Below are 21,388 nucleotides of genomic sequence, written 5' to 3'. Positions count from 1 at the left end.
ATTTTTAAGGAGAACTAAGATGGCAAAACATACTTTCCAAACAGAAGTTAATCAACTTTTAGATTTAATGATACATTCTTTATATTCTAATAAAGAAATCTTTTTGCGTGAGCTTGTAAGCAATGCTTCAGACGCATTAGATAAACTACAATACCTCACTCTAACGGACGAAAAACTAAAATCATTTTCTTTTACCCCAAAAATTGACATCAGCTTTGATAGTGAAAAAAATATTCTCACTATTAGCGATAGTGGTATAGGAATGAATGAGCAAGATCTCATTGAAAATCTAGGAACGATTGCAAAAAGCGGAACAAAAAACTTCCTATCTAAATTAAGTGGTGATAAGAAAAAAGATTCTGCACTGATTGGACAATTTGGTGTTGGATTTTATTCAGCATTTATGGTAGCTAGCAAAATTATTGTAACCACCAAAAAAGCAGGAGAAGAACAAGCTTATGCGTGGATTAGTGATGGTAGTGGTGAGTTTGAGATTGAAAAATGCACAAAAGATTCTCATGGTAGCGAGATTAAACTCTACCTTAAAGAAGATGAGAAAGAATTTACAAGTCGCTGGAGAATAGAAGAAATTATCAAAAAATATTCTGATCATATTCCATTCCCAATCTTTCTGCACTACACAGAAACTAAAACAGAGGGTGAGGGCGACTCTAAAAAAGAAATTATTGAAGAAAAAAATGAACAAATCAACAAGGCATCTGCCCTATGGAGAGTTTCCAAAAAAGATTTAAAGGAAGAGGAATATAAAGAATTTTACAAATCTCTAAGCTATGATGGAGCTGATCCTTTATCTTGGATTCATACAAAAGTAGAAGGTAGCCTAGAATATACTACTTTATTTTATATCCCACAAAATGCACCTTTTGATCTTTATAGAGTAGATTATAAATCTGGTGTAAAGCTCTATGTAAAAAGAGTATTTATAACTGATGATGACAAAGAACTTTTACCTTCTTATTTACGCTTTGTAAGAGGGATTATAGATAGCGAAGATTTACCATTAAATGTAAGCAGAGAAATCTTGCAACAAAATAAAATTTTAGCAACTATTAAGTCTGCTTCTACCAAGAAGATTCTAAGCGAAATTGAATCTTTACAAAAAGATGAAGAAAAATATATAAAATTCTATAAAGAATTTGGAAGATGTCTAAAAGAAGGTGTTTATAGCGATTTTGAAAACAAAGAAAAATTATTAGAATTCTTAAGATTTAGCTCTAGCAAAAGTGAAGATAAAGAAATATCTTTTAAAACATATAAAGAAAGAATGAAAGAGGATCAAAAATCTATTTATTACCTACAAGGAGAAGATTTAGAGCTACTTAAAAATTCGCCTTTGCTTGAAGGATATAAACAAAAAGACATTGAAGTTCTTTTCTTTAGCGATGAGATTGATGGAATTGTTATGCCTATGGTGCATGAATTTGAAAAAACCCCACTTAGAAGCATCACCAGCAAAGAAGCGATGGAAGAAATCGGAGCTAACACACTAAGCGAAGAGATAAAAAACAAATTCCAACCTCTACTAGATAGTTTCACAAAAACACTAGAAGGAGAGGTAAAAGAAGTGCGTTTAAGCACAAGATTGGTAGATGCCCCCTCTTGTATAGTGGCAGATGTAGATGATCCAAATGCTGCTATGATGAAAATGATGAAACAAATGGGTGCTATGGGAATGGGTGCTGATATGCCTGAACCAAAACCTATTTTAGAACTCAATCCAAACCATATCATTTTACAAAAACTCCTAGAGAGTTCTAACGAAGCCAAAAATGCAGAAGTAGCCTATCTTTTATTAGAGGAAGCCAAACTCTTAGAAGGTGGAAAATTAAAAGATGTAAATACCTTTGTAAAACGCTTAAATTCACTTTTACAAAATAGTTTTTAATAAAATCTCCCCCCTATTCTCTTTAGGGGGCTTGACAATTAAGTTTTAAAAGATTATAATTCCGCCTTTATTGATTAAAATTACTTGTCGGGGCGTAGCGCAGTCTGGTTAGCGCACTTGGTTTGGGACCAAGGGGTCGAAGGTTCGAATCCTTTCGCCCCGACCATCTTTTATTTTTTAAATCTTTCAAGTGGTGGGCGTAGCTCAGTCGGTTAGAGCATCAGATTGTGGTCCTGAGGGTCGTGGGTTCGATTCCCATCGCCCACCCCACTAAATTTATAAACCTCACAATCAGCCTTTTTATAAAAAAGCAAAATAATTACTAATTTCTTTTATTACATTTTTATTAAAAAGATTTTATTTTGACATAAAATAGACTTCCAAATCAAAGAATAAAGATTTTTTTTATACAATAACTCTAAATTAGCAAAATTAACCTAGCAAGGAAGCTAAAATGCAAAAAGAGCCTTTTTATGTAATTGGTGATGTGCATGGCTGTTTTGATACACTTTGTGCATTAATAGAAAAACTCCCTAAAAAATGGGACTCCAAACTAATTTTTACAGGTGATTTGATTGATAGAGGGACAAAATCTTGCGAAGTGATTGATTTAGTTATTCAAAACAATTATGCTTGCGTGCTTGGAAATCACGAAGAATTAATGCTTGAATACTATCATGCAATCCCACAAAAAGGCTACAACAAAATATGGATTAGCAATGGAGGCTATGAAACAATGGAAAGCTATAAAAATAAGGGGGGATTGCATAAAATCCACGAACACTTAGATTGGCTTTTAACTTTACCCCGTTTTTTGCTTTTAGAACACCCTTGTGAAAATGGTTTCAATCCTTTTATCACACATGGTTTTGGATTGCCTTTTTTTAAAGAACGAGAAGAGAAGCAAAGCGAACTTACTTGGAATAGGCTTAAAATGCACAATATAGAAAAGGAATGTAAAAAGGATTATGGAGTTTTTAATATCTTTGGACATGATGTGCAAAATCAAGTTTTACTTACTAAAAACTTTGCTGCTATTGATACAGGCTGTGTTTATTTCAAAAAGCTAGACAATGCCTCTCTTAGTGCATTAGAATGGCCTAGCAAAAAAATCTACTCTCAAAAATACTGTGGGTAACCAAAACTCCTTCTTATTTTAATTCACCCCAGTGTTTTCCAACGCTCAAAGAACACTTTAGAGGAACCCTAAGCTGTGCTATTCCCTCCATAATAGCACTAATTTCTTTCGCTTCTTTCTCTACCTTATCTTTTTGCACTTCAAAAATCAATTCATCATGCACTTGCAAAAGCAATTTAGATTCTAACTTGCTTTCTACAATTTTCTTCATTGCCTTTTTGATAATATCTGCCGCACTCCCTTGAAAAATCGCATTAATACCTTCCCTTAAAAATGCAGCTTTTTGATATTCTTGAACTCCATTAAAATCAAAACTACGCTTCCTGCCAAAAAGTGTTTTGGAATATCCATTTTCTAAAATAAAATCTTCTTGATTTTTCAAAAAATCCTTAACAGTTGGGAAACTTTGGAAATAATTTTGGATATAGGTTTTTGCCTCTTGAAAAGTAATATTAAGCGTCTCTGAAAGCTTTTTAGGTCCCATTCCATAAATCAAGCCAAAATTAATACTTTTTGCAATATTTCTCTTCTCTTTTGCCACACTATCACCAAAAATCTTCTTTGCAGTTTCTAAATGAATATCTTCATCTTCCATAAAAGCTTTTATCATAGCAGAATCTTGCGAAAAATGTGCCAAAAGTCTTAATTCAATTTGTGAATAATCCAAACTAAAAAGCACACAACCTTCACTTGCTATAAATCCTTCTCTTATTTTTCTTCCTTGCATTGTTTTAACAGGGATGTTTTGTAAATTGGGATTTTTAGAACTAAGTCTTCCTGTGCTAGTCCCCGTCTGCATAAATGAAGCATACACTCTATGCTCTTTATTGCTAAGTGCATATTGCAAAAGAGGTTCAATATAAGTGCTAAAAAGCTTAAAAATCTCTCTATATTCTAAAATTTTAGGAATAATAGGATGTTCTTTGTATAAAGATTGCAAAACCGCTTCTTTTGTGCTAAAGCCTGATTTTGTTTTTTTAGTAGTGGTTAGTTTTAAATCCTCAAAAAGCACTTCTGCTAATTGTTGTGGAGAATTAATATTAAAAGTGCGTTCTGCAAGCGTATAAATTTCATGAGAGAGCATTGCAAGTTTGTCTCTAAATTCTATCTTTAAACCTTTTAAATAAGACACATCTAGTGTAATTCCATTGAGCTCCATTTCAATAAGTGTTTGAATAAATGGGAACTCTAAAGTGTGTGCCAAACTTAAAAGATTAGCATCATCAATGAGTTTTTCTAATTTACAATACAACTGATAGCAAGCTGCAGCATCCTCACTAGCATATTTTGCAGCACTAGATATTTGTATTTGTGAAAAATTTTCATTCTTTAAGACAACATCTTCATAGGAAATCATTTGGTGGTTAAAATATTTTTTCATCAGTGGATCTAATCCACACAAACCATCACTTTGCAAAAGCCAGCCTAAGAGCATACTATCGCCTATTTTAGAATAATCCTCTAAGACAAAACCAAAATTGGTTCTCAAAATTTCCAAATCATATTTTAAATTATGCCCTATCACTCTTTTGGCTTTTGAAAAAATCGCCTCTATAAATTTTAAAGCACATTGGTGGCTTATCTGCTCCTCCACCCCTAAATAGTTATGTGCCATAGGTGCATAATAAGCCTCATTTCCATCAAAACTAAAAGAAAACCCTACAATCTTAGCTTCTCTAACATCTAAAGAAGTCGTTTCACTATCATAAGAAACCATAGTTTGGGGAGTAATTTTTTCAATCAATTTTAAAAGCTCTTCGTCTTGATTTACAAGCCTCACGCTATAACTAAAACTGCTTAGTGTGTTTTCTTTTTGCGTAACTTGCGTTTTTTTGTTAAGTTTTAGAGATTTTAAAATTTGATGTAGTTCGTATTCTTCAAGCTCTTTAACAATTTTATACAAAGGAGATTCTTTTGGCATTTCACAATTTTCCAAACTAAAATCTTCTAATAAATCCCTTTTTAATCTAACAAGCTCTCTTGAACGGTATGCGTCCTCCCTAGAAGCCTCTAGGAGCATTTTTGTTCTATTAGGAGAAATATTATTAAGATTTTCATAAATCCCTTCTAAACTATCATAAGCTAATAACAAATTCATAGCTCCCTTAGCACCTATTCCCTTAACTCCTGGAACATTATCTGCACTATCCCCTACAATGCTTTGATAATCTACAAATTGTCTAGGCAAAATACCATATTTTTCTTTACACTCTTCCTCTCTAATTTCTTTTTTATTTTTAGGATCAAACAAAAAGGTATCTCCATCAATTAACTGATACAAATCCTTATCATGGCTAATAATTCTCACATTAATGTTCATTTTATTAGCTTTTTCATTAATAGAAGCTATTACATCATCTGCCTCATAACCCTCAATTTTAATATTTCTAAACCCCATAAGCTCTACCCATTTAATAGCCACCCCTAGTTGAAGCTTTAAATCTTCTGGAGCTTCTGGACGGTTTGCTTTATAGTTTGGATCAATTTTTTTTCTAAAATTCTCCCCCCCACTATCAAGGGCAAACACCAAATAATCTTCTGGATATTCCCTATGGAGCTGTGCTATAAGCTTAGCAAATCCAAAAAGCAATCCTGTTGGAAATCCTGCACTATTTTTTAAAGGCGGAAGTGCAAAATAGCTCCTAAACAAAAATCCAAAAGTATCAATAATAGTGAGTGTTTTCAAATTTAATCCCTATTTTGTGTTGTTTTAAGATGTTTCTTTTTAATATAAATATTAATAGATTCCACACCCAAAGAAAATGCCATAGCAAAATAAATATAGCCTTTTGAGATATGAAACTCTAAGCCTTCTGCCACTAAAGTCACCCCAACCAATATCAAAAACGCCAAAGCTAAAATCTTAATGGTAGGATTATCCTCTACGAACTCTGAAATGCTCTTGCTTGCAACCATCATAACACCCACTGCCACAATCACAGCAATAATCATAATCTCAATATTACTCACCATACCCACAGCAGTAATCACAGAATCTAGTGAAAATACAATATCTAAAATAGCAATTTGAATAAGCACGGCAAAAAAGCCTTTTTTGGCACCCTCTTTTAAAGTTTCTTCATCGCTTTTTTCTCCTGCATTGTCTATATCATGATGAATCTCAAGAGTGGATTTTGCAATCAAAAACAATCCTCCCAAAATCAAAATAATATCACGCCCTGAAATTTCTTGATTAAAAACACTAAATAAAGGTTCTGTTAGCTTCATAATCCAAAAAAGTGAAAGTAACAATAAAACTCTTGTTGCCATTGCTAAGCTAAGCCCAAATATTCTAGCCCTTTGCCTTTGTTCTTTGGGTAATCTGCCCACCAAAATTGCAATAAAAATAATATTATCAATCCCCAAAACAATCTCTAAAGCAATTAAGGTAGCTAAAGCTATCCACATTTCTGGACTTACTATCCATTCAAACATCATCATCCTTTTAAGTAAAAAATAAAAAGTAATTGTAAAGATTTTTTTCTTAAAAGATAATCTAACAAAGCATTTCTCTAACAATAGTTCTTTGGTGAGAAAAGATTATTTTATAATAAGTTTTTATGTCAAAAATTCAAAATACCAAAAAGTAAGCATATGATTTTGCTAAACTAAAAAGCTAACTAAACCCCATTTTTACAATTAGGGTTTAATTCTATAAAGTTTATTTTAAAGTTTCAATATAATGTCCGATATCTAGCATATCTTTTTTAGTGTAGCGTTGTGAAATCTGATTTTTAACAAATCTTGATTGTCCTTCAAAAGTTTGGTTTTGATAAGTTTTAATCTCATCTGCAATATCTTGAGCTTTCCAAGTATTAATAGGAGCTTTTTTAGCTACAGAAATCTCTCCATTTTTACCATGGCAACTTGCGCAATCTCTCTCATATTTCTTTTTACCATTTTCTAGGTTGTAAGTTGGATCATTGCTAGCAACATTTCCAGTTCCCAAAAGACTATCTACAAAACTCTTCTCTTGCACACTCAAGTCTGCATCTTCTCTTACTACTTTAATATCTTTAGAGCCTAAATTCTTAGAATATTTTTGCAAAATTGCCTTGATTTCCTCTCCGAACTCTCCCTCTAGCTCAAAACAAACACATTCTTTTGCATAAAGTGCACCTATAAAAAACAAACCTGCCAAAAGAATTTTCTTCATTCTTCTCCCTTTGTGTATTTTTTTTAGATTCTGCCTAAATTTTCATTAATTCTCCATTTAAAGCAAAACTAACTCTACTTTATTTTTATTTAAAGAAAGAACCTCTACTTTAACAACTTGCCCTACTTGCAAATAATCTTCCATTTTTTCTTCACGATTTTTTACCACTTTAGAAATATGCAAAAGTCCATCATAACCATTAGGCAACTCCACAAAAGCGCCAAACTCCATAATTTTCTTCACCTTTCCTTCATACACATCACCCACTTTATAAAGCTCATGAATATTAGGTTTAGCTTCTTTAGAGTTTGCAATATTTATAATATGTTCCTTTGCTAAATCCACCTTGCTCTTGTTACCACTAACTTTAACTTCCCCATTTTCTTTATTCAAATCAATCGCAACTTCAAATTTCTCTATAATTTCCTTAATGGTTTTGCCTGCTTGCCCGATAATTTCCACAATTTTGCTTGGATGGATAGAAAAAATTTGAGAGTTTGGCAAAACCTCTTCATTAAAAACAATCTTTTCTTTTGCTTCTTCCATAATCTCTAAAATATGGATTCTTGCCTCTTTTGCCTGCATTAGAGCTTCTTTTAAAATTTTTAAATCTAATCCACCAAGCTTAATATCCATCTGCATTGCAGTAATCCCTTCTTTAGAACCTGCTACTTTAAAATCCATATCTCCATCATGATCTTCTAATCCCATAATATCCGTTAAAACTGCATATTCACTCCCCTCACTCACAAGTCCCATAGCAACCCCTGCAATCAAACTTGTGCATTCCACTCTAGCAGCTGCTAAAGCAAGAGAACCCCCACATACTGTCGCCATAGAAGAAGATCCATTAGATTCTAAAATCTCTGAAACTAGTCTTATAGTTTGCATTTGCGGATTAATAAGACTTGCCTCCAAAGCTCTTTTAGCTAAATTTCCATGACCTAATTCCCTACGCCCAGGAGCAGAAACGGGACTTGCCTCCCCTACACAAAAAGGAGGAAAATTATAATGCACCATAAAACGCTCTTTTTGAGAACTCTTATCGGTTAGCAATTCATAACTTTGCGCATCCATATCATTACCTAAAGTCGCTACAACTAAAGCTTGAGTTTGTCCGCGTGTAAAAAGAACACTAGAATGTGCTTGAGGCAAAAAGTTCGTATCAATACTGATAGGACGCACTTCCTTTAAGCCTCTACCATCTGCTCTTTTTCTCTCTTTTAAAATCATATTTCTTATAATCTCGCGTTTGATTTCTAGAACACTTTCCATTACTTTTTTATCAAGATTGTCGCCCTCTTTTGGATATTTTTCTAGCCAAATCTTCTCACATTTTTTAGCAAATGCGATAATTTCACTATTACGCTCACTCTTTGAAAGCACTTCTATAATATTCCTTAACTCCTCTAAATGCTCTTCTTTAATAAAATTTTTAATTTCTAAAGAGCTAAAACTTTCTCTTTTCTGACTAAATTCAAGAGGTTTTTTTACAAAAGATGTAAAGTTTTCTTGCATATCTTTGCTTTTCTTTTGGATAGCATTTTTAGCAAATTCTAAAGCTAAAATCAATTCTTCTTCATCTATCTCATTAGCACTAAATTTCACATTTTCTGCATCAAAATTCTGAAGTAAGCTTAAATTTTGTCCTTTGGCAACTTTTAATCCTCCAAAACTTCTCATTTCAATCATTAAAAGTTCATCATCCACACCGCTTACATACAAATCTAGCGTGCTTTCACCCAAATCACTCATTTTAGGATTTAACACAAACTCTCCATCAATTCTTCCTATTCTCACGCCATTTACAGCTTTTTGAAGAGGTATTTCAGATACAAAAAGTGCAGCACTTGCAGCATTTAATGCTAAAACTTGCAAATCTGCATCGCTAGAAGCACTCAATACCATAATGGTAATTTGTGTAGGATAACAATAATCTTTAGGAAAAAGAGGGCGTAAAGATCTATCTACAATCCTAGCACTCAAAGTCTCAAAATCTCCTGGTTTTGCCTCTCTTTTTACATAACCACCTGGTATCTTCCCTGCCGCATAAGACTTTTCAATATATTGCACAGTAAGGGGCAAAAAATCTTCTTCCACAATCTCTTGAGTATCAATACTTACAGTTGCTAAAAGGACATTATCCCCTTGTTGTAAATAAACGCTTCCGCTACTCTGCTTTGCAAACTTATCAAAAATATATTTTTCACCATAACTTAAAACTACTTCGCCCATATTTTCTCCTTATTTATTAATATTTTCAAAGATTTTTTCAATCGTTTCTAAATCCACTTCTGGATAATCTTGATAGTAATATCCAATATCTACAAAACTTTTATCCTGATAAAGACAAAAAACTCCATCTGTATTTTCTTCAATAATTTGAACCACATCTAAAGGTGCAACCGGTGCTGCAAAATAAATTGTTTTTGCTTGAAGTGTAATGACAGATTTAATAGCAGCAAGCGCTGTCAATCCACTATCAATACCCTCATCTACAAGTAAAACACGCTTATTCTTTAAAGAAATAAACCTATCGCCTTTTCTATACTGGTAAATTAAAGGCAACATCTTATCTTCATATTGGCGTTGTGCCTCCCCATAGATATAATCCAAACTTATTTCAAAAGATCGCACCAAAGCTTCATTAATTACAATATCATGCGTTTCTGTGCTCATTGCAATTTCACATTCTGGATTATTAGGCGCCAAAATGGGCGCAGAGAACAAAAAATCCAAAGGTGCTTTAATGGTTTGTGCTAACTGCTGTGCAAATAAAATCCCTGCAAAAGAAATTCCAACTACTACACAATCTTGCTTTTCAAAAAAATTCAAAGGCATATTTGACAAAAGCTTACTTAGTGCATCCTCTCTATTTTTAAAATAAACCTTGCGACGCGCTGAATGCTGTGAAGTGCCTAAAAATTCCAAACTAATCCTTAATTCCCTACTTTTAAATCGCTGCTTAAAAGCGGAATAAATTTAATTTCAAAAAGAACATATTTCTCATCCTTAGCTTCTGCTCCTCTTGTAGTTAGAGTAGGATAAATCTCACTCACATACTTCACTCCAAATGAAAAGCATCTAATGCTAGTATCCACACCAACTTGCCAAGTTTTAAAATAATTTTCTTTATAATCATAACCTATTTTTGCATAAATATTAAAATAATCAAATTCTTTACTAAAACCTGCATTAATATAACTTGCTTCCCCAAATCTTCCTCTATATAAATCCTGATGTGCAAATTCCTCTCTAAAATAATGTCCAAAAAAAACATTAATAAGTTCATCATTATAATTAACTTGATGGGTAGCTTCTGAAATTCTATTTTTTTGGTGTGAGTAATAAATACTACTTAAAAAATCCCAACGGTAATCATAAAAATATTGAATCTCATTTTCTATTTCCCCATATTTGTCTTTTGTATCATCCATATAGATATGTTGGCGAATCTTATGTGAGAGAACAAGATCATTTTGTGCGTTATAAAAATATTGTTTAGCACCAAATTTAACCTGCTTTCTATCCCCTGGCAACTCAAAAAAGCTTGTAAAATCTCCTTTTTTATGTTTAGCTGCAGGCAAAATAAATTCACTCTCCAAACTAAGAGTGTGCGAAAAATCTCCATAATTTTTCATCAAATCTGAATTTAATTTAAAATCATAATAGTGATTTAAATATGTTCCATTTTCTAAATTCAAACCCCTATCTATATTGCTATATTGCACACTTGAAGCATATACTATAGGAGAAACACTAAGATTTAAATAATCTTCTATAAGAGGTTGCGAGTAAGTAAGAGGCAGGGAGATTTCTTGCTGCACTGCCCTATAACCACTAGGACGCGTATGGTTTTTAATTTGATAATCTACAGAATAATAAAGATTATCTAAAAAAATGCTTTCCATTTGTCTATGGTATTGCACATGCGGAAGAGTTTGCATGGTGTTAGCATTACTTGTTAGCTCTAAATCCGTATAATAACGCCCATAAACCCCAATATAATCTTGATCACTTTTTAAAAAATAATTTAATCTTGAAGTTAGTAAACTTCCTTGCAAATCTGTACGATTTTGCACTCTTTCATCTTCTTGAAGTCTAAAATAATCAATGTCATTAATTTGTGAAATATTTGCATACAATCCATCTTCTTTAAAATAACTCTCTTTTTTAGGCTCTATAAACAAGTTTTTTGTTTGGTATTCTAATTGAAAGCCAAAATGTTGTCTATTTTCTAAATCATATTCATTTTGATAACTTTTAGAATCACCAAAAACACCAAAATTTGCCCATAAAATCTCATCTTTTTTATCAATCATTCTAAATTCATTAAAAAATCCTCCTCCACGCTGTGTGCGGATTTGAGGAGAAAAAGTCATATCCCAATTATCCTTTGGAGCAATAAAAATAGGTTGCGAGTAGATAAAACCATCATCTCTTGAATTTCCTACTATAGGATAAAGCAAGCCACTTTTACGCTTATAACCAAGAGAAAATGAAAGATAGGGAAAATACATAACTGGCATATCATAAATACAAAATCTAGGATGCCAAACACTAAGCCACTCATTATTTACATCATATTCCCCTTGTGCTACTTTTAGCTTCCAAATGGGATTATTGACACTACAAGTAGAAATGCTAGATTCATCAATTTTATAAACATTATCATCTAGTTGTGCTTCTTCTGCACTAATCCATAAACCACTTTGTGAATCTTGCAAATAAAAGGGTTTTAAAAAAGAATAATCCTCTTTTAATTTAATTTTTACATTTTCAGCTTTTAAAAATAGCGAGTTTCCCTTATAGGCATTTACATTTCCTATGAGCGTAATTTCAGAGGTTTTTGTATTATAAATTGCTTTATTGGCTGTTACATAATAATCTGCATTAATAACTGTTGCATAGCCCTTTCCAATAACCTCTTCTTTATTATATTCCATATCATCGGCTAAAAATTCAAAAACAGCTTGATTACTTTTATCATAATGCTTAATGCTAGGCTTTGCTTCTAAAGCTGCAAGACTTAAAGTTGCAATAAGACTAAATTTAAATGTATTTTTTAAAGCTTTATCGATAATTGTTTGCAAGATTAACCACCAAAGTTTTTGCTACTCTATCATGTAAAGTTGCTCTTAAAGAATTTTCAAAAACAAGAAAAAAAGGCAAGAAGAGAAATATTCTACTTATTGCTTTAAAAAAAGCCCTTAGAAAAGCTTGCTGCCAGTTTGGCTTATCTAAAAGTCCAATCTCAATAACTTTTACCTTAACAACCATATGACCTATACTTGCCCCATATAATGCTGTAAAAATAGCATTATATAAAATAAAAATAATATAATAAATCATAGTTGTTGAAGAAATAAGAGTAAGCAATGCTTCTTTATTATCCTTTAGTGTTTGAAAATCTTCCCAATAAATCCCCAAAATCAAAAGTGTTAATAAAAAATCATCCACCAAATATGCAAGCACCCTTTTATAAAGAGGTGCGATTTCAATTTCTTCCCGCTCTAAAGTTTCTTCTATGCTTTCTTTTCTCATCATTGCTCTTCTAATTTTAATGCTTGATAAGCAATATCTTCTCTAAACTGCATTCCATTGAATTCTACACTCTTAAGTGCCTCATAAGCCCTATTTGTAGCCTCTCTAACACTTTTTCCTTTACCTACTGCTACTAATATGCGTCCCCCACTAGCATAAAGCTCCATACCTTCTTTAATAACACCTGCATAAGAAATATGACAATCCTCATTGCTTTGATTTTTAATACTAATAAGCTCTTTTTTACAGGACTTATAAGGATAATCTTTTGAAGCAGCAACAACGCCCACACAATACCCCTCTTCTAATTCATAACTCACATTTTTTAAATCCTGCTTTGCACAACCCAAAAGACAATCTAGCAAACCCCTTTTAAAAAGCGGCATCAAGACTTCACATTCAGGATCTCCAAATCTCACATTAAATTCTAGTAAATAAGGCTCATCTTTTACCACCATAATTCCACAAAACAAAACACCTATAAAAGGATTTCCATCTTTTTCCATACCCTCTAGCGTAGGTTTAATAATATTGTTTTTAATCTTTTCTATTAAACTCTCATTTGCTAAAGGAGAAGGTGCATAAGCTCCCATTCCTCCTGTATTTGGACCCTCATCACCTTTAAGCAACCTTTTGTGATCTTGTGCTGGAGGCAATACAATAAAATCCTTTCCATCACACATTGCAAATACAGAAAGCTCAAATCCATCCAAAAACTCTTCAACAACGACTTTCTTCCCTGCTTCTCCAAAACTTTTTCCATTAAGCATTTCTTTAACGCTTAGCTTAGCTTCCTCATAGCTTTGTGCAATTATTACCCCTTTACCCGCACATAAGCCATCTGCCTTAACCACCACAGGCAAATTCAAATCTTCTATAAACTTAGTTGCTTCTTCATAATCTTGTGTTTGAATAAAGCGTGCTGTAGGAATATCATAACGCTTTGCAAAATCTTTCATGTAAGCCTTAGAGCCCTCTAATCTTGCCGCTTTTGCACTAGGGCCAAAAGTTAAAATTCCATTTTCTCTTAAAACATCCGCCAATCCATCTACTAAAGGTGCTTCAGGACCAATAATTACCAATCCAATGCTTTCCTTAATGGCAAAATCTACAAACTCCTTATCATTTGCAAACTGAATATTCTTACCAAGCTTTGAAGTAGCACCATTTCCTGGATAAAAATAAATTCCATCTATTCTACACTCTTGTTGCAAGGCAAGCCCAATAGAATATTCTCTAGCTCCACTTCCTACGATTACAATTTCCATAAATTTACAACCTTTACTTATATAAAAATAAAAATTTAATTTTCAAAATTTTCTTTAAAATATGCAGAAAAAATTTCCAAAAACAAAAACTTCAAAAATTAAAAACTCCCAAGTGAGCGTCTCTTTTAACCTATGGCCCCAAAAAAAGCCAAAAATTCCAGTCATAAGCTCCCTCTTAGGGGCAGACTCTCATCTTTTTAAGACTAATAGCGAGAATGCCAAACACACAAAGGAGACTATACAACCAGCCATACTTAAGTGTTGGACCTCTAATGTTTATTAAGATATCTCGCACCACTCAGGAATTAAAATTATAAAACACTCTAGCTAAAGGAGTGATAAATTTTAAAAAGTATTTTTCATTTTATGGAATTTTTAGCAAAGAGATTTTATAATCCCACTTCCAACAGAGTGTTTAGTAGGGGACAGATCCGAAAAGACTTTGGAGAAATCAAAATTTTATGGAGTTTAAGTGATGAAAAAATTACTCTTAGTTTTTTTAGCATTAGCTGGTGTTGCATTCGCTGCTGAAAATGGAATTGGAGAGACTTTATTGTCATATTCTGCAATTGCTGCTGGTATTGGTTTAGGTATCGCTGCTTTAGGTGGTGCTATTGGTATGGGAAGCACAGCTGCTGCTACAATTTCAGGTATGGCTAGAAATCCAGGTGTTGGCGGAAAGCTAATGACAACTATGTTTATTGCTCTAGCAATGATTGAAGCACAAGTTATTTATACACTTGTTGTTGCTTTGATTTTACTTTATGCAAACCCATTCCTAAAATACTTAGGACTAGGAGCTTAATAAACTCCTTATTTCTCCAAAAAGCCTAGTGCTTTTTGGAATTTGCGCTGGTGGTGGAATGGTAGACACACCATCTTGAGGGGGTGGCGGGGCGACCCGTGCGAGTTCAAGTCTCGCTCAGCGCACCATTATAAATTCTTCCCATTCTTCAAAATCTAAAGAATATAAACTTAAATATCCGCACTTTAAATAAGAGAGATAAAAAATTCCTATAAGCTCCAACAATATTTTTTAATGGGCTTTTATTGTAAATAATTAATCCTTAAAGCTTTTTTGCTATACTTTTATTTATAAAAGTTTCTAAAAATCATTGTGGAGCAATACAGCATTATGCAAATAAAAATTTATGATAGTATTCAAAAAGAAAAAGTAGAATTTTCCCCTATCACAGAGGGAGAAGTAAGATTTTATGTGTGCGGACCTACTGTTTATGATGATTCGCATTTAGGGCATGCACGCAGTGCTATTGTATTTGATTTATGGAGAAGACTTTTAAGAGAGAATGGTTTTAAAGTTATTTTTGCTAAAAACTTTACAGATATTGATGATAAAATCATTAATAAATCTCTTCAAAATGGAAAAAGCATTGAAGAAATCACACAAACCTACACACAAAGATATCTTGATGAAATGCAAACACTTTTAGTAGAAAGGGCTGATATAGAACCCAAAGCCACACAAAGCTTAGAAGCTATCTTTTCTCTTATTCAGAAGCTTTTAGACAAAGGATATGCCTATAAAACTCCCAATGGCGATATTTATCTCTCTGTCCATAAAGACAAGCTTTATGGAAGTTTAAGCGGAAGAATTGCAGACTTAGAAAACCTTAGTAGAATCCAAAATAGCGAGCAAAAGGAAGACAATAAAGACTTCGCTCTTTGGAAAAGCTATAAAGGTGTAGGCGATGTGGGCTATGATTCTCCTTTTGGCAAAGGGCGTCCTGGTTGGCATATTGAATGTTCTGCTATGATTGATGCACATTTAGCTTACAAAGGAAAATATGCAATAGATATCCATGGAGGTGGTGCAGATTTACTCTTCCCTCACCATGAAAATGAAGCTTCACAAACAAGATGTGCCAACGATCAAACCTTAGCAAAATACTGGATTCACAATGGATTTGTTACTATTAATGGGGAAAAAATGGCAAAATCTCTAGGTAACAGCTTTTTTATAAAAGATGCACTCAAACACTATGATGGTGAGATTTTACGCTTTTATCTTTTAAGCACACACTATAGAGCAGGATTAAATTTTAGCGAAGAAGATTTACTAGCTTGCAAAAAGCGTCTTGATAAAATCTACCGTTTAAAAAAACGCATCAATTTTACAGGCAATCAAGAAATATGCCCGAGTTTCAAAGAAGCATTTTTGGGGGCTTTAAATGATGATTTAAATATCTCCAAAGCATTAAGTGTAGTAGATGACTTCATCTCTCAAGCTAATGAGTTTTTAGATTCCAAACTTCACGATAAAATTCCTTTAATTACAGGCAATCTATCTTTTATCCAAAAGCTTTTAGGAATTGGCTCAAAAGATGCCCAAACATATTTCCAATTAGGAATTACTCAAGAAGAAAAAGAACACATAGAAAACCTTATACAAGAAAGACTTGAAGCAAAAAAAACTAAAAATTATCAAAAAGCTGATGCGATACGACAAGACTTAGCCACTAGAGGAATTTCCATTATGGATACTCCTAATGGATGTGTATGGGAGAAACAATGAGCGATTTTAGTTTGATAGCACTTTTTAGCATTGCATTAGTTGGAAGCTTTGGACATTGCATTGGAATGTGCGGAGGGATTGTTTTGGCTTATTGTGCTAAAATGGGAAAAATTCAAAAAAGCAAAATAGAGCTTGCTTTTTTACATCTTATCTATAATCTTGGACGCGTAAGCACCTATATTTTACTTGGAATCTTAGTAGGATTTTTAGGTAAGATGTTTGTTTTAAATGGATATCTTAGAGCCACTTTATTTATCCTTGCGGGCGTTATGATGATTTTAGCCGCGCTCTCACTCTTGGGAAAAATTAAGTTTCTAACCCTCATAGAACATTCCGTGCAAGAGAGGCAATGGTATCAAAAAAGCTTTAAAAAATTCCTTTCTTTAAACTCTCCACTAAGCCTTTATTTTCTTGGAATTTTAAATGGTTTGTTACCTTGTGGATTTGTATATAGCTACCTTTTTGGTGCAGCTGCCTTTGCTTCTCCTTTAATGGGGGGGGTTATTATGGGTGTTTTTGGACTTGGAACAATTCCTGCTTTATTTATTATGGGCTTTTTGGCAAATTCTCTTCTAAACAACAATACATTAAGAAAATTTGCTCTTATCTTCTCTACACTTGCTATCATTATTTTTGGGGTTTTTATGATACAAAAAGGTATTATGTTTTTAACAAATCCAAATGCCAGCCACAAGATGCATACTATGGATCATAATAATAAGGATAAACATGATATGCATCCTTAAAGAATTTCCCAAAAAATTTACTTTATTCTTAAGGGTTTTTCAATTAACATTACTTAAAGATTTTAGCTTGGAGTGCTTATGAAATTAATCCAACTTATTCGTCCTTTTTTCTATACAGTAATTGTAGGCATAGAAATTGATAGTAGGCTTTGCACTCTCACACTAAGATATTATAAAAATGGCAAAATCACAGATACAATCCAAAAATCTTATAAAACAACTCCTGGGCAATTTCCCATTCAAGCTGTAAGATTTATCAACAAAACAAAAATCAAACATCCTTTTATCTATCTTGCCACCTTGCCAACTTCAATTGTGCAAGGAACTATTTGCAAGGATAACGAAGAAGGCTTTCATCAATATGGCATTAATCCCAAGGAAATAGAATATGTAAAAAACTATCATTGGTATGCTTATGTAGGCAAAGATGGCATTAGCGAAACAAAGAGTCGTTTCTTAAAAACAGGGGTGGATTTTATTATCTCTCCTTTTATGGTGCTTTATGCCTTAAGCAAAGAGCTTTTTCAAGAAGGTTGCAAACTTTATGTATTGTTTCAAAAAGCCCATATCACAATGATTGTTACAAAACTTGGAAAAGGCGTGCTTTTTGGTGCTTATTATGTGCTTGAAAGCGACATAGAGAGCCAAATCAATCTTACAAGCAATAATCTTAAATCTGGTTTAGATGAGTTAGAAAAAATAGATGTTGAGCAAGACTTACAAGATGAATTAAAAGGCATTGATGAAGTAGATGAATTAGAAAATTTAGAAGATGACAATCTCATCAAAGAACTAAAGGGTGAAAATCCACAAGAAAAAGAAGAAGAAACGCAAAACACGCATGGCAATTTTGATGATTTCTCTAGAGTTAGCAGTGCAGCAAAGTTTATTCAACTTGCCTTAAATGAGTTTTATACAAATGAAATTTATGAAAGTGAATTTGTAGATGAAATTGTAATCTTCAACCCTCATGATATCAATAAAGACACACTAAAATATATCCAAAATGTAACCATGCTAAATATCAATATTCGCTCTTGCAATGTTTCTGAAATTTTGGCACATTTAGGGTATGAATCTTTTAAATATTTTCAAACAAAAGGGCTCGCATGAACTATAGCTTTACAAAACCAAATGTTAAAACACTTTTTAAAAGAGTAACAAAAATTTGGTGGGGTTATATTTTCTTAACTCTTTTTATCATTGTTGGTTTTGTAGGCACTTTAAAAATGCAAGAATATTTTATGAATACAAAATTACAAATCACTCTCCAAGAACAAAAAAAAGCTATTGAGCAAATAAAAAGCTATCAAAAATCTTTAGAAACAGAACAAAAAACAGTAGAATTTGCAGGCTATCTTGCCAAACACAATGCACTTCTAGAAGAAAGTGTGCATAATCTCTTTTCTATGATACCCGAACAAATCACATTAAGAAAAATAGAAATGAATAAGGAAGAATTAACTCTTTATGGCACCACCCCCTCTAAACAAATCTATACTTTTTTATTAGAAGTTCCTTTGCGTTCTGTTTTCCACCAAAGCAAAGCAGATTTCTATAGATTACCAAATGGATGGTATAATTTTGTATCCATCAGCAAACTTAATAGGGAGCAATAAAAATGAGAGCATTTTTTGCACAAATTGACTGGATTAGAAATACTTTCTTTTTTATTTTCTACTTCTTTTTAATAGCAGGGCTTTTTATTGGGGTTGTAATGCCTTCTTTAAAAGATTTTCAAGAAAATAATGCAAACTATAGACGCGAAATTTTTGTATTAAAACAAATCAATACCCAAATGGAAAATGCACAAAAAGCACTCCTTAGCTATCAAGAAACCCACAAAACTACACTAAATGCGTTTAAAAACAAACCTACTGCACAAAAAATCAAACAACAACTCTCTTCCATCTTTATGCAGGTAGATGTGGTTAAAGATGGGGAACCCACTTTAGAAAACTCTTATAAAGTGCAAAAATTCATCGTAAGTGGCAGACTAAAAGATATTAACGCACTCTATGATTCGCTAAGTCAAATTTCAACTTTAGAAGGTAAATTGCGTTTCTCTTTCCCTATCCATATTGAAGAAGAAAAAGGAGAACTAATACTCTCTTATAGATTAAATGCATATTATCAAGAATAATTTTATATCAAAAGGAAAATTCATGAAAAAAAATCATAAATATTTATTAACCGCCCTAGCTTGTATCCCATTTATGCTAAATGCTGGAGAACTCTGCGATCAAAAAACCAAAATCATTCAAAACAAGATTCAAATTTTACAATCCTATCCTAATACACAAAACAAAATTGAAGGATTAAAAGTCGCATTAAAAAATCATCAAAAATACTGCACAGATGAAAAAATTATTAAAGAATCAAAATTAAAAATTTCCAAATTAGAAGAAAAAATCAAAGAAAAAGAATTAGATAAACAAGAGGCAGAATTTAAAGGCAAAATCAGTAAAGTTGCAAAAATAGAATACAAAATTAAAGAATTAGAAGAAGAAAAAGAAATTGAAATGTTATTTTTAAAGAGTATAGAAAAAGGAGACAAATGAAAATCATTGCAAGTAATTTTAAGACAAACCACACAAGATTTAGCACAAAAGAATATTGCACTAATTTAGAAGGTTTTTTAAACAATTTAAAAACCTCTCATCAAATTACAATATTTCCTCCTTCTAGCGCACTTTTAGAGAATAGTTTTAAACATTTTAAAATCGGTGCTCAAAATGCCTATTTTACAAAAAATGGATCTTTTAGTGGGGAAATAGGAGAAGAGCAATTAGAGGAATTCAAAATCAAAACCCTTTTAGTAGGACATAGTGAAAGACGCGAAATTTTTAAAGAAGATCAACAAATGTGTGCTAAAAAATTTCAATATTTTAGTGCTTTAGATTATGAAATTTTTTATTGCATTGGTGAGCCTCTAAATATCAAAAAAAAAGGCAAAGAAGCAATTTTGGATTATCTTTTAGCACAGCTTGATGGTATTTGCTTAGATTATTCTAAACTCATTATTGCTTATGAGCCTATTTGGGCTATTGGCACTGGAATTAGTGCTAGTTTAGAAGAAATTGAGCTTATCCATACAAATCTAAAGCAAAAATTAGGTAAAATCCCACTTCTTTATGGCGGAAGCGTGAATGCAAACAATATCCAAGAAATTATCCACTTAAACAATGTAGATGGTGCACTCATTGGAAGTGCTAGTTGGAAATTAGAAAACTTTTGCCAAATTTTAAAAAATTCACAAGGAGTTTAAAATGATAATGCAAGGTAAAAAAGGACTAATCGTAGGAGTAGCAAACAATAAATCTATTGCTTATGGGATTGCAAAATCTTGTAAAGATCAAGGAGCTACTATTGGCTTAACTTATATGAATGAGCAAATAGAAAAAAGAGTGCGTCCTATTGCCGAAGAGCTTGGAGATGCACAATATGTTTATGAGCTTGATGTAAGTAAAAAAGAGCATTTTAACGCCCTAAAAGAACAAATCAAAAAAGATTTTGGGAAACTTGATTTTTTAGTGCATAGTGTAGCTTTTGCTCCTAAAGATGCACTAGATGGAAGCTTTTTAAACACTAGCAAGGAAGCTTTTAATATTGCTATGGAAATTTCTGTATATTCCTTTATTGAGTTATGTAGAGAATTACAAGAAGTTTTAGCTCCAAATGCGTCTATTTTAACTTTGAGTTATTTAGGAAGCGTAAAACATGTAGCCCATTATAATGTTATGGGTGTGGCTAAGGCTGCTTTAGAATCTAGCGTAAGATACTTAGCACATGATCTTGGAACACAAGGAATTAGAGTAAATGCAATTTCAGCAGGCCCTATTAGGACTCTTGCTGCAAGCGGTATTGGTGATTTTAGATTTATCTTAAAATGGAATGAGGCAAATTCTCCTTTACGCAAAAATGTTAGCATTGAAGAGGTAGGAAACTCTGCTATGTATCTTCTTTCTCCTCTTTCAAGTGGAGTGAGCGGTGAGATTCATTATGTAGATTGCGGATACAACATCATGGGTATGTGTGCTGTAGAAGAAAAAGATGGCAAAGCCACAATGGTTTGGGATAATATACAATAAGGATAA

At 32.6% G+C, this 21,388-nt stretch carries 19 protein-coding genes and 3 tRNA genes; 14 read left to right on the top strand and 8 right to left on the bottom strand.

What is annotated here, in order from left to right; genetic code table 11:
• Nucleotides 1–19 precede the first annotated feature (19 nt).
• The 4 genes from htpG (at nt 20) to B6S12_RS02895 (ending at nt 3,044) form a co-directional block, all read left to right on the top strand.
• Nucleotides 20–1,906, top strand: coding sequence for a molecular chaperone HtpG (gene htpG, locus B6S12_RS02910; protein ID WP_111229322.1), 1,887 nt, complete (start codon nt 20–22; stop codon nt 1,904–1,906).
• An 88-nt stretch (nt 1,907–1,994) separates the two neighbouring features.
• A tRNA-Pro gene (locus tag B6S12_RS02905) sits at nt 1,995–2,072 on the top strand.
• A 27-nt stretch (nt 2,073–2,099) separates the two neighbouring features.
• Nucleotides 2,100–2,176 (top strand) — tRNA-His (locus B6S12_RS02900).
• A 184-nt stretch (nt 2,177–2,360) separates the two neighbouring features.
• Entirely contained in the window at nt 2,361–3,044 is a 684-nt protein-coding gene (locus B6S12_RS02895) for a metallophosphoesterase (RefSeq protein WP_111229321.1), read from the top strand.
• Nucleotides 3,045–3,057: 13 nt separating this feature from the next.
• On the opposite strand, the gene polA is transcribed toward B6S12_RS02895, so the two are convergent.
• From polA to purD, 8 genes are all read right to left on the bottom strand, one after another.
• Entirely contained in the window at nt 3,058–5,730 is a 2,673-nt protein-coding gene (gene polA, locus B6S12_RS02890) for a DNA polymerase I (protein WP_111229320.1), read from the bottom strand.
• A gap of 2 nt (nt 5,731–5,732) precedes the next feature.
• Nucleotides 5,733–6,479, bottom strand: a complete 747-nt coding sequence (locus B6S12_RS02885) for a TerC family protein (protein WP_111229319.1) — start codon at nt 6,477–6,479, stop codon at nt 5,733–5,735.
• Between the two features lie 226 nt (nt 6,480–6,705).
• On the bottom strand, nt 6,706–7,200 hold the full coding sequence (locus tag B6S12_RS02880; protein ID WP_111229318.1) for a c-type cytochrome: 495 nt from the start codon (nt 7,198–7,200) through the stop codon (nt 6,706–6,708).
• Between the two features lie 57 nt (nt 7,201–7,257).
• Complete coding sequence (locus tag B6S12_RS02875) at nt 7,258–9,435, bottom strand: polyribonucleotide nucleotidyltransferase (protein ID WP_111229317.1); 2,178 nt, start codon at nt 9,433–9,435, stop codon at nt 7,258–7,260.
• Between the two features lie 9 nt (nt 9,436–9,444).
• Nucleotides 9,445–10,131 carry a phosphoribosyltransferase gene (locus tag B6S12_RS02870; protein ID WP_111229316.1) on the bottom strand — a complete coding sequence of 229 codons (687 nt, stop codon included), beginning with the start codon at nt 10,129–10,131 and terminating at the stop codon, nt 9,445–9,447.
• Between the two features lie 8 nt (nt 10,132–10,139).
• The gene (locus B6S12_RS02865) at nt 10,140–12,293 is read right to left on the bottom strand and encodes an LPS-assembly protein LptD (protein WP_111229315.1); all 2,154 of its coding nucleotides are present in this window, start codon (nt 12,291–12,293) and stop codon (nt 10,140–10,142) included.
• Nucleotides 12,274–12,747: an RDD family protein gene (locus tag B6S12_RS02860; protein WP_111229314.1), complete on the bottom strand. Its 474-nt coding sequence runs from the start codon at nt 12,745–12,747 to the stop codon at nt 12,274–12,276. The genes B6S12_RS02865 and B6S12_RS02860 overlap by 20 nt, the downstream gene beginning before the upstream one ends.
• Nucleotides 12,744–14,012 carry a phosphoribosylamine--glycine ligase gene (gene purD / locus B6S12_RS02855; RefSeq protein ID WP_111229313.1) on the bottom strand — a complete coding sequence of 423 codons (1,269 nt, stop codon included), beginning with the start codon at nt 14,010–14,012 and terminating at the stop codon, nt 12,744–12,746. The genes B6S12_RS02860 and purD overlap by 4 nt, the downstream gene beginning before the upstream one ends.
• Before the next feature lie 475 nt (nt 14,013–14,487).
• Between purD and B6S12_RS02850 the strand changes: the two genes are divergently transcribed.
• From B6S12_RS02850 to fabI, 10 genes are all read left to right on the top strand, one after another.
• Entirely contained in the window at nt 14,488–14,817 is a 330-nt protein-coding gene (locus tag B6S12_RS02850) for a F0F1 ATP synthase subunit C (RefSeq protein ID WP_111229312.1), read from the top strand.
• A 44-nt stretch (nt 14,818–14,861) separates the two neighbouring features.
• A tRNA-Leu gene (locus tag B6S12_RS02845) sits at nt 14,862–14,945 on the top strand.
• Nucleotides 14,946–15,147: 202 nt separating this feature from the next.
• The gene (gene cysS, locus B6S12_RS02840; protein WP_111229311.1) at nt 15,148–16,545 is read left to right on the top strand and encodes a cysteine--tRNA ligase; all 1,398 of its coding nucleotides are present in this window, start codon (nt 15,148–15,150) and stop codon (nt 16,543–16,545) included.
• Nucleotides 16,542–17,291 carry a sulfite exporter TauE/SafE family protein gene (locus tag B6S12_RS02835; RefSeq protein WP_111229379.1) on the top strand — a complete coding sequence of 250 codons (750 nt, stop codon included), beginning with the start codon at nt 16,542–16,544 and terminating at the stop codon, nt 17,289–17,291. Before cysS ends, B6S12_RS02835 begins: the two co-directional genes overlap by 4 nt.
• Before the next feature lie 78 nt (nt 17,292–17,369).
• The gene (locus B6S12_RS02830; RefSeq protein ID WP_111229310.1) at nt 17,370–18,404 is read left to right on the top strand and encodes a hypothetical protein; all 1,035 of its coding nucleotides are present in this window, start codon (nt 17,370–17,372) and stop codon (nt 18,402–18,404) included.
• On the top strand, nt 18,401–18,910 hold the full coding sequence (locus B6S12_RS02825; protein ID WP_111229309.1) for a hypothetical protein: 510 nt from the start codon (nt 18,401–18,403) through the stop codon (nt 18,908–18,910). Before B6S12_RS02830 ends, B6S12_RS02825 begins: the two co-directional genes overlap by 4 nt.
• Before the next feature lie 2 nt (nt 18,911–18,912).
• The gene (locus tag B6S12_RS02820) at nt 18,913–19,434 is read left to right on the top strand and encodes a hypothetical protein (RefSeq protein ID WP_111229308.1); all 522 of its coding nucleotides are present in this window, start codon (nt 18,913–18,915) and stop codon (nt 19,432–19,434) included.
• 22 nt (nt 19,435–19,456) lie between these two features.
• Nucleotides 19,457–19,852, top strand: coding sequence for a DUF1090 family protein (locus tag B6S12_RS02815; RefSeq protein WP_181450932.1), 396 nt, complete (start codon nt 19,457–19,459; stop codon nt 19,850–19,852).
• Nucleotides 19,849–20,559: a triose-phosphate isomerase gene (locus tag B6S12_RS02810; RefSeq protein ID WP_111229306.1), complete on the top strand. Its 711-nt coding sequence runs from the start codon at nt 19,849–19,851 to the stop codon at nt 20,557–20,559. The genes B6S12_RS02815 and B6S12_RS02810 overlap by 4 nt, the downstream gene beginning before the upstream one ends.
• 1 nt (nt 20,560) lies before the next feature.
• Nucleotides 20,561–21,382: an enoyl-ACP reductase FabI gene (gene fabI, locus B6S12_RS02805; RefSeq protein WP_111229305.1), complete on the top strand. Its 822-nt coding sequence runs from the start codon at nt 20,561–20,563 to the stop codon at nt 21,380–21,382.
• Nucleotides 21,383–21,388: the final 6 nt, after the last annotated feature.

The organism is Helicobacter valdiviensis, from assembly GCF_003245365.1.
In the GTDB taxonomy this organism is placed as follows: domain Bacteria; phylum Campylobacterota; class Campylobacteria; order Campylobacterales; family Helicobacteraceae; genus Helicobacter_D; species Helicobacter_D valdiviensis.
Note: the sequence above shows the minus strand (reverse complement) of the source record. Positions and strands in the feature narration are given on the sequence as shown.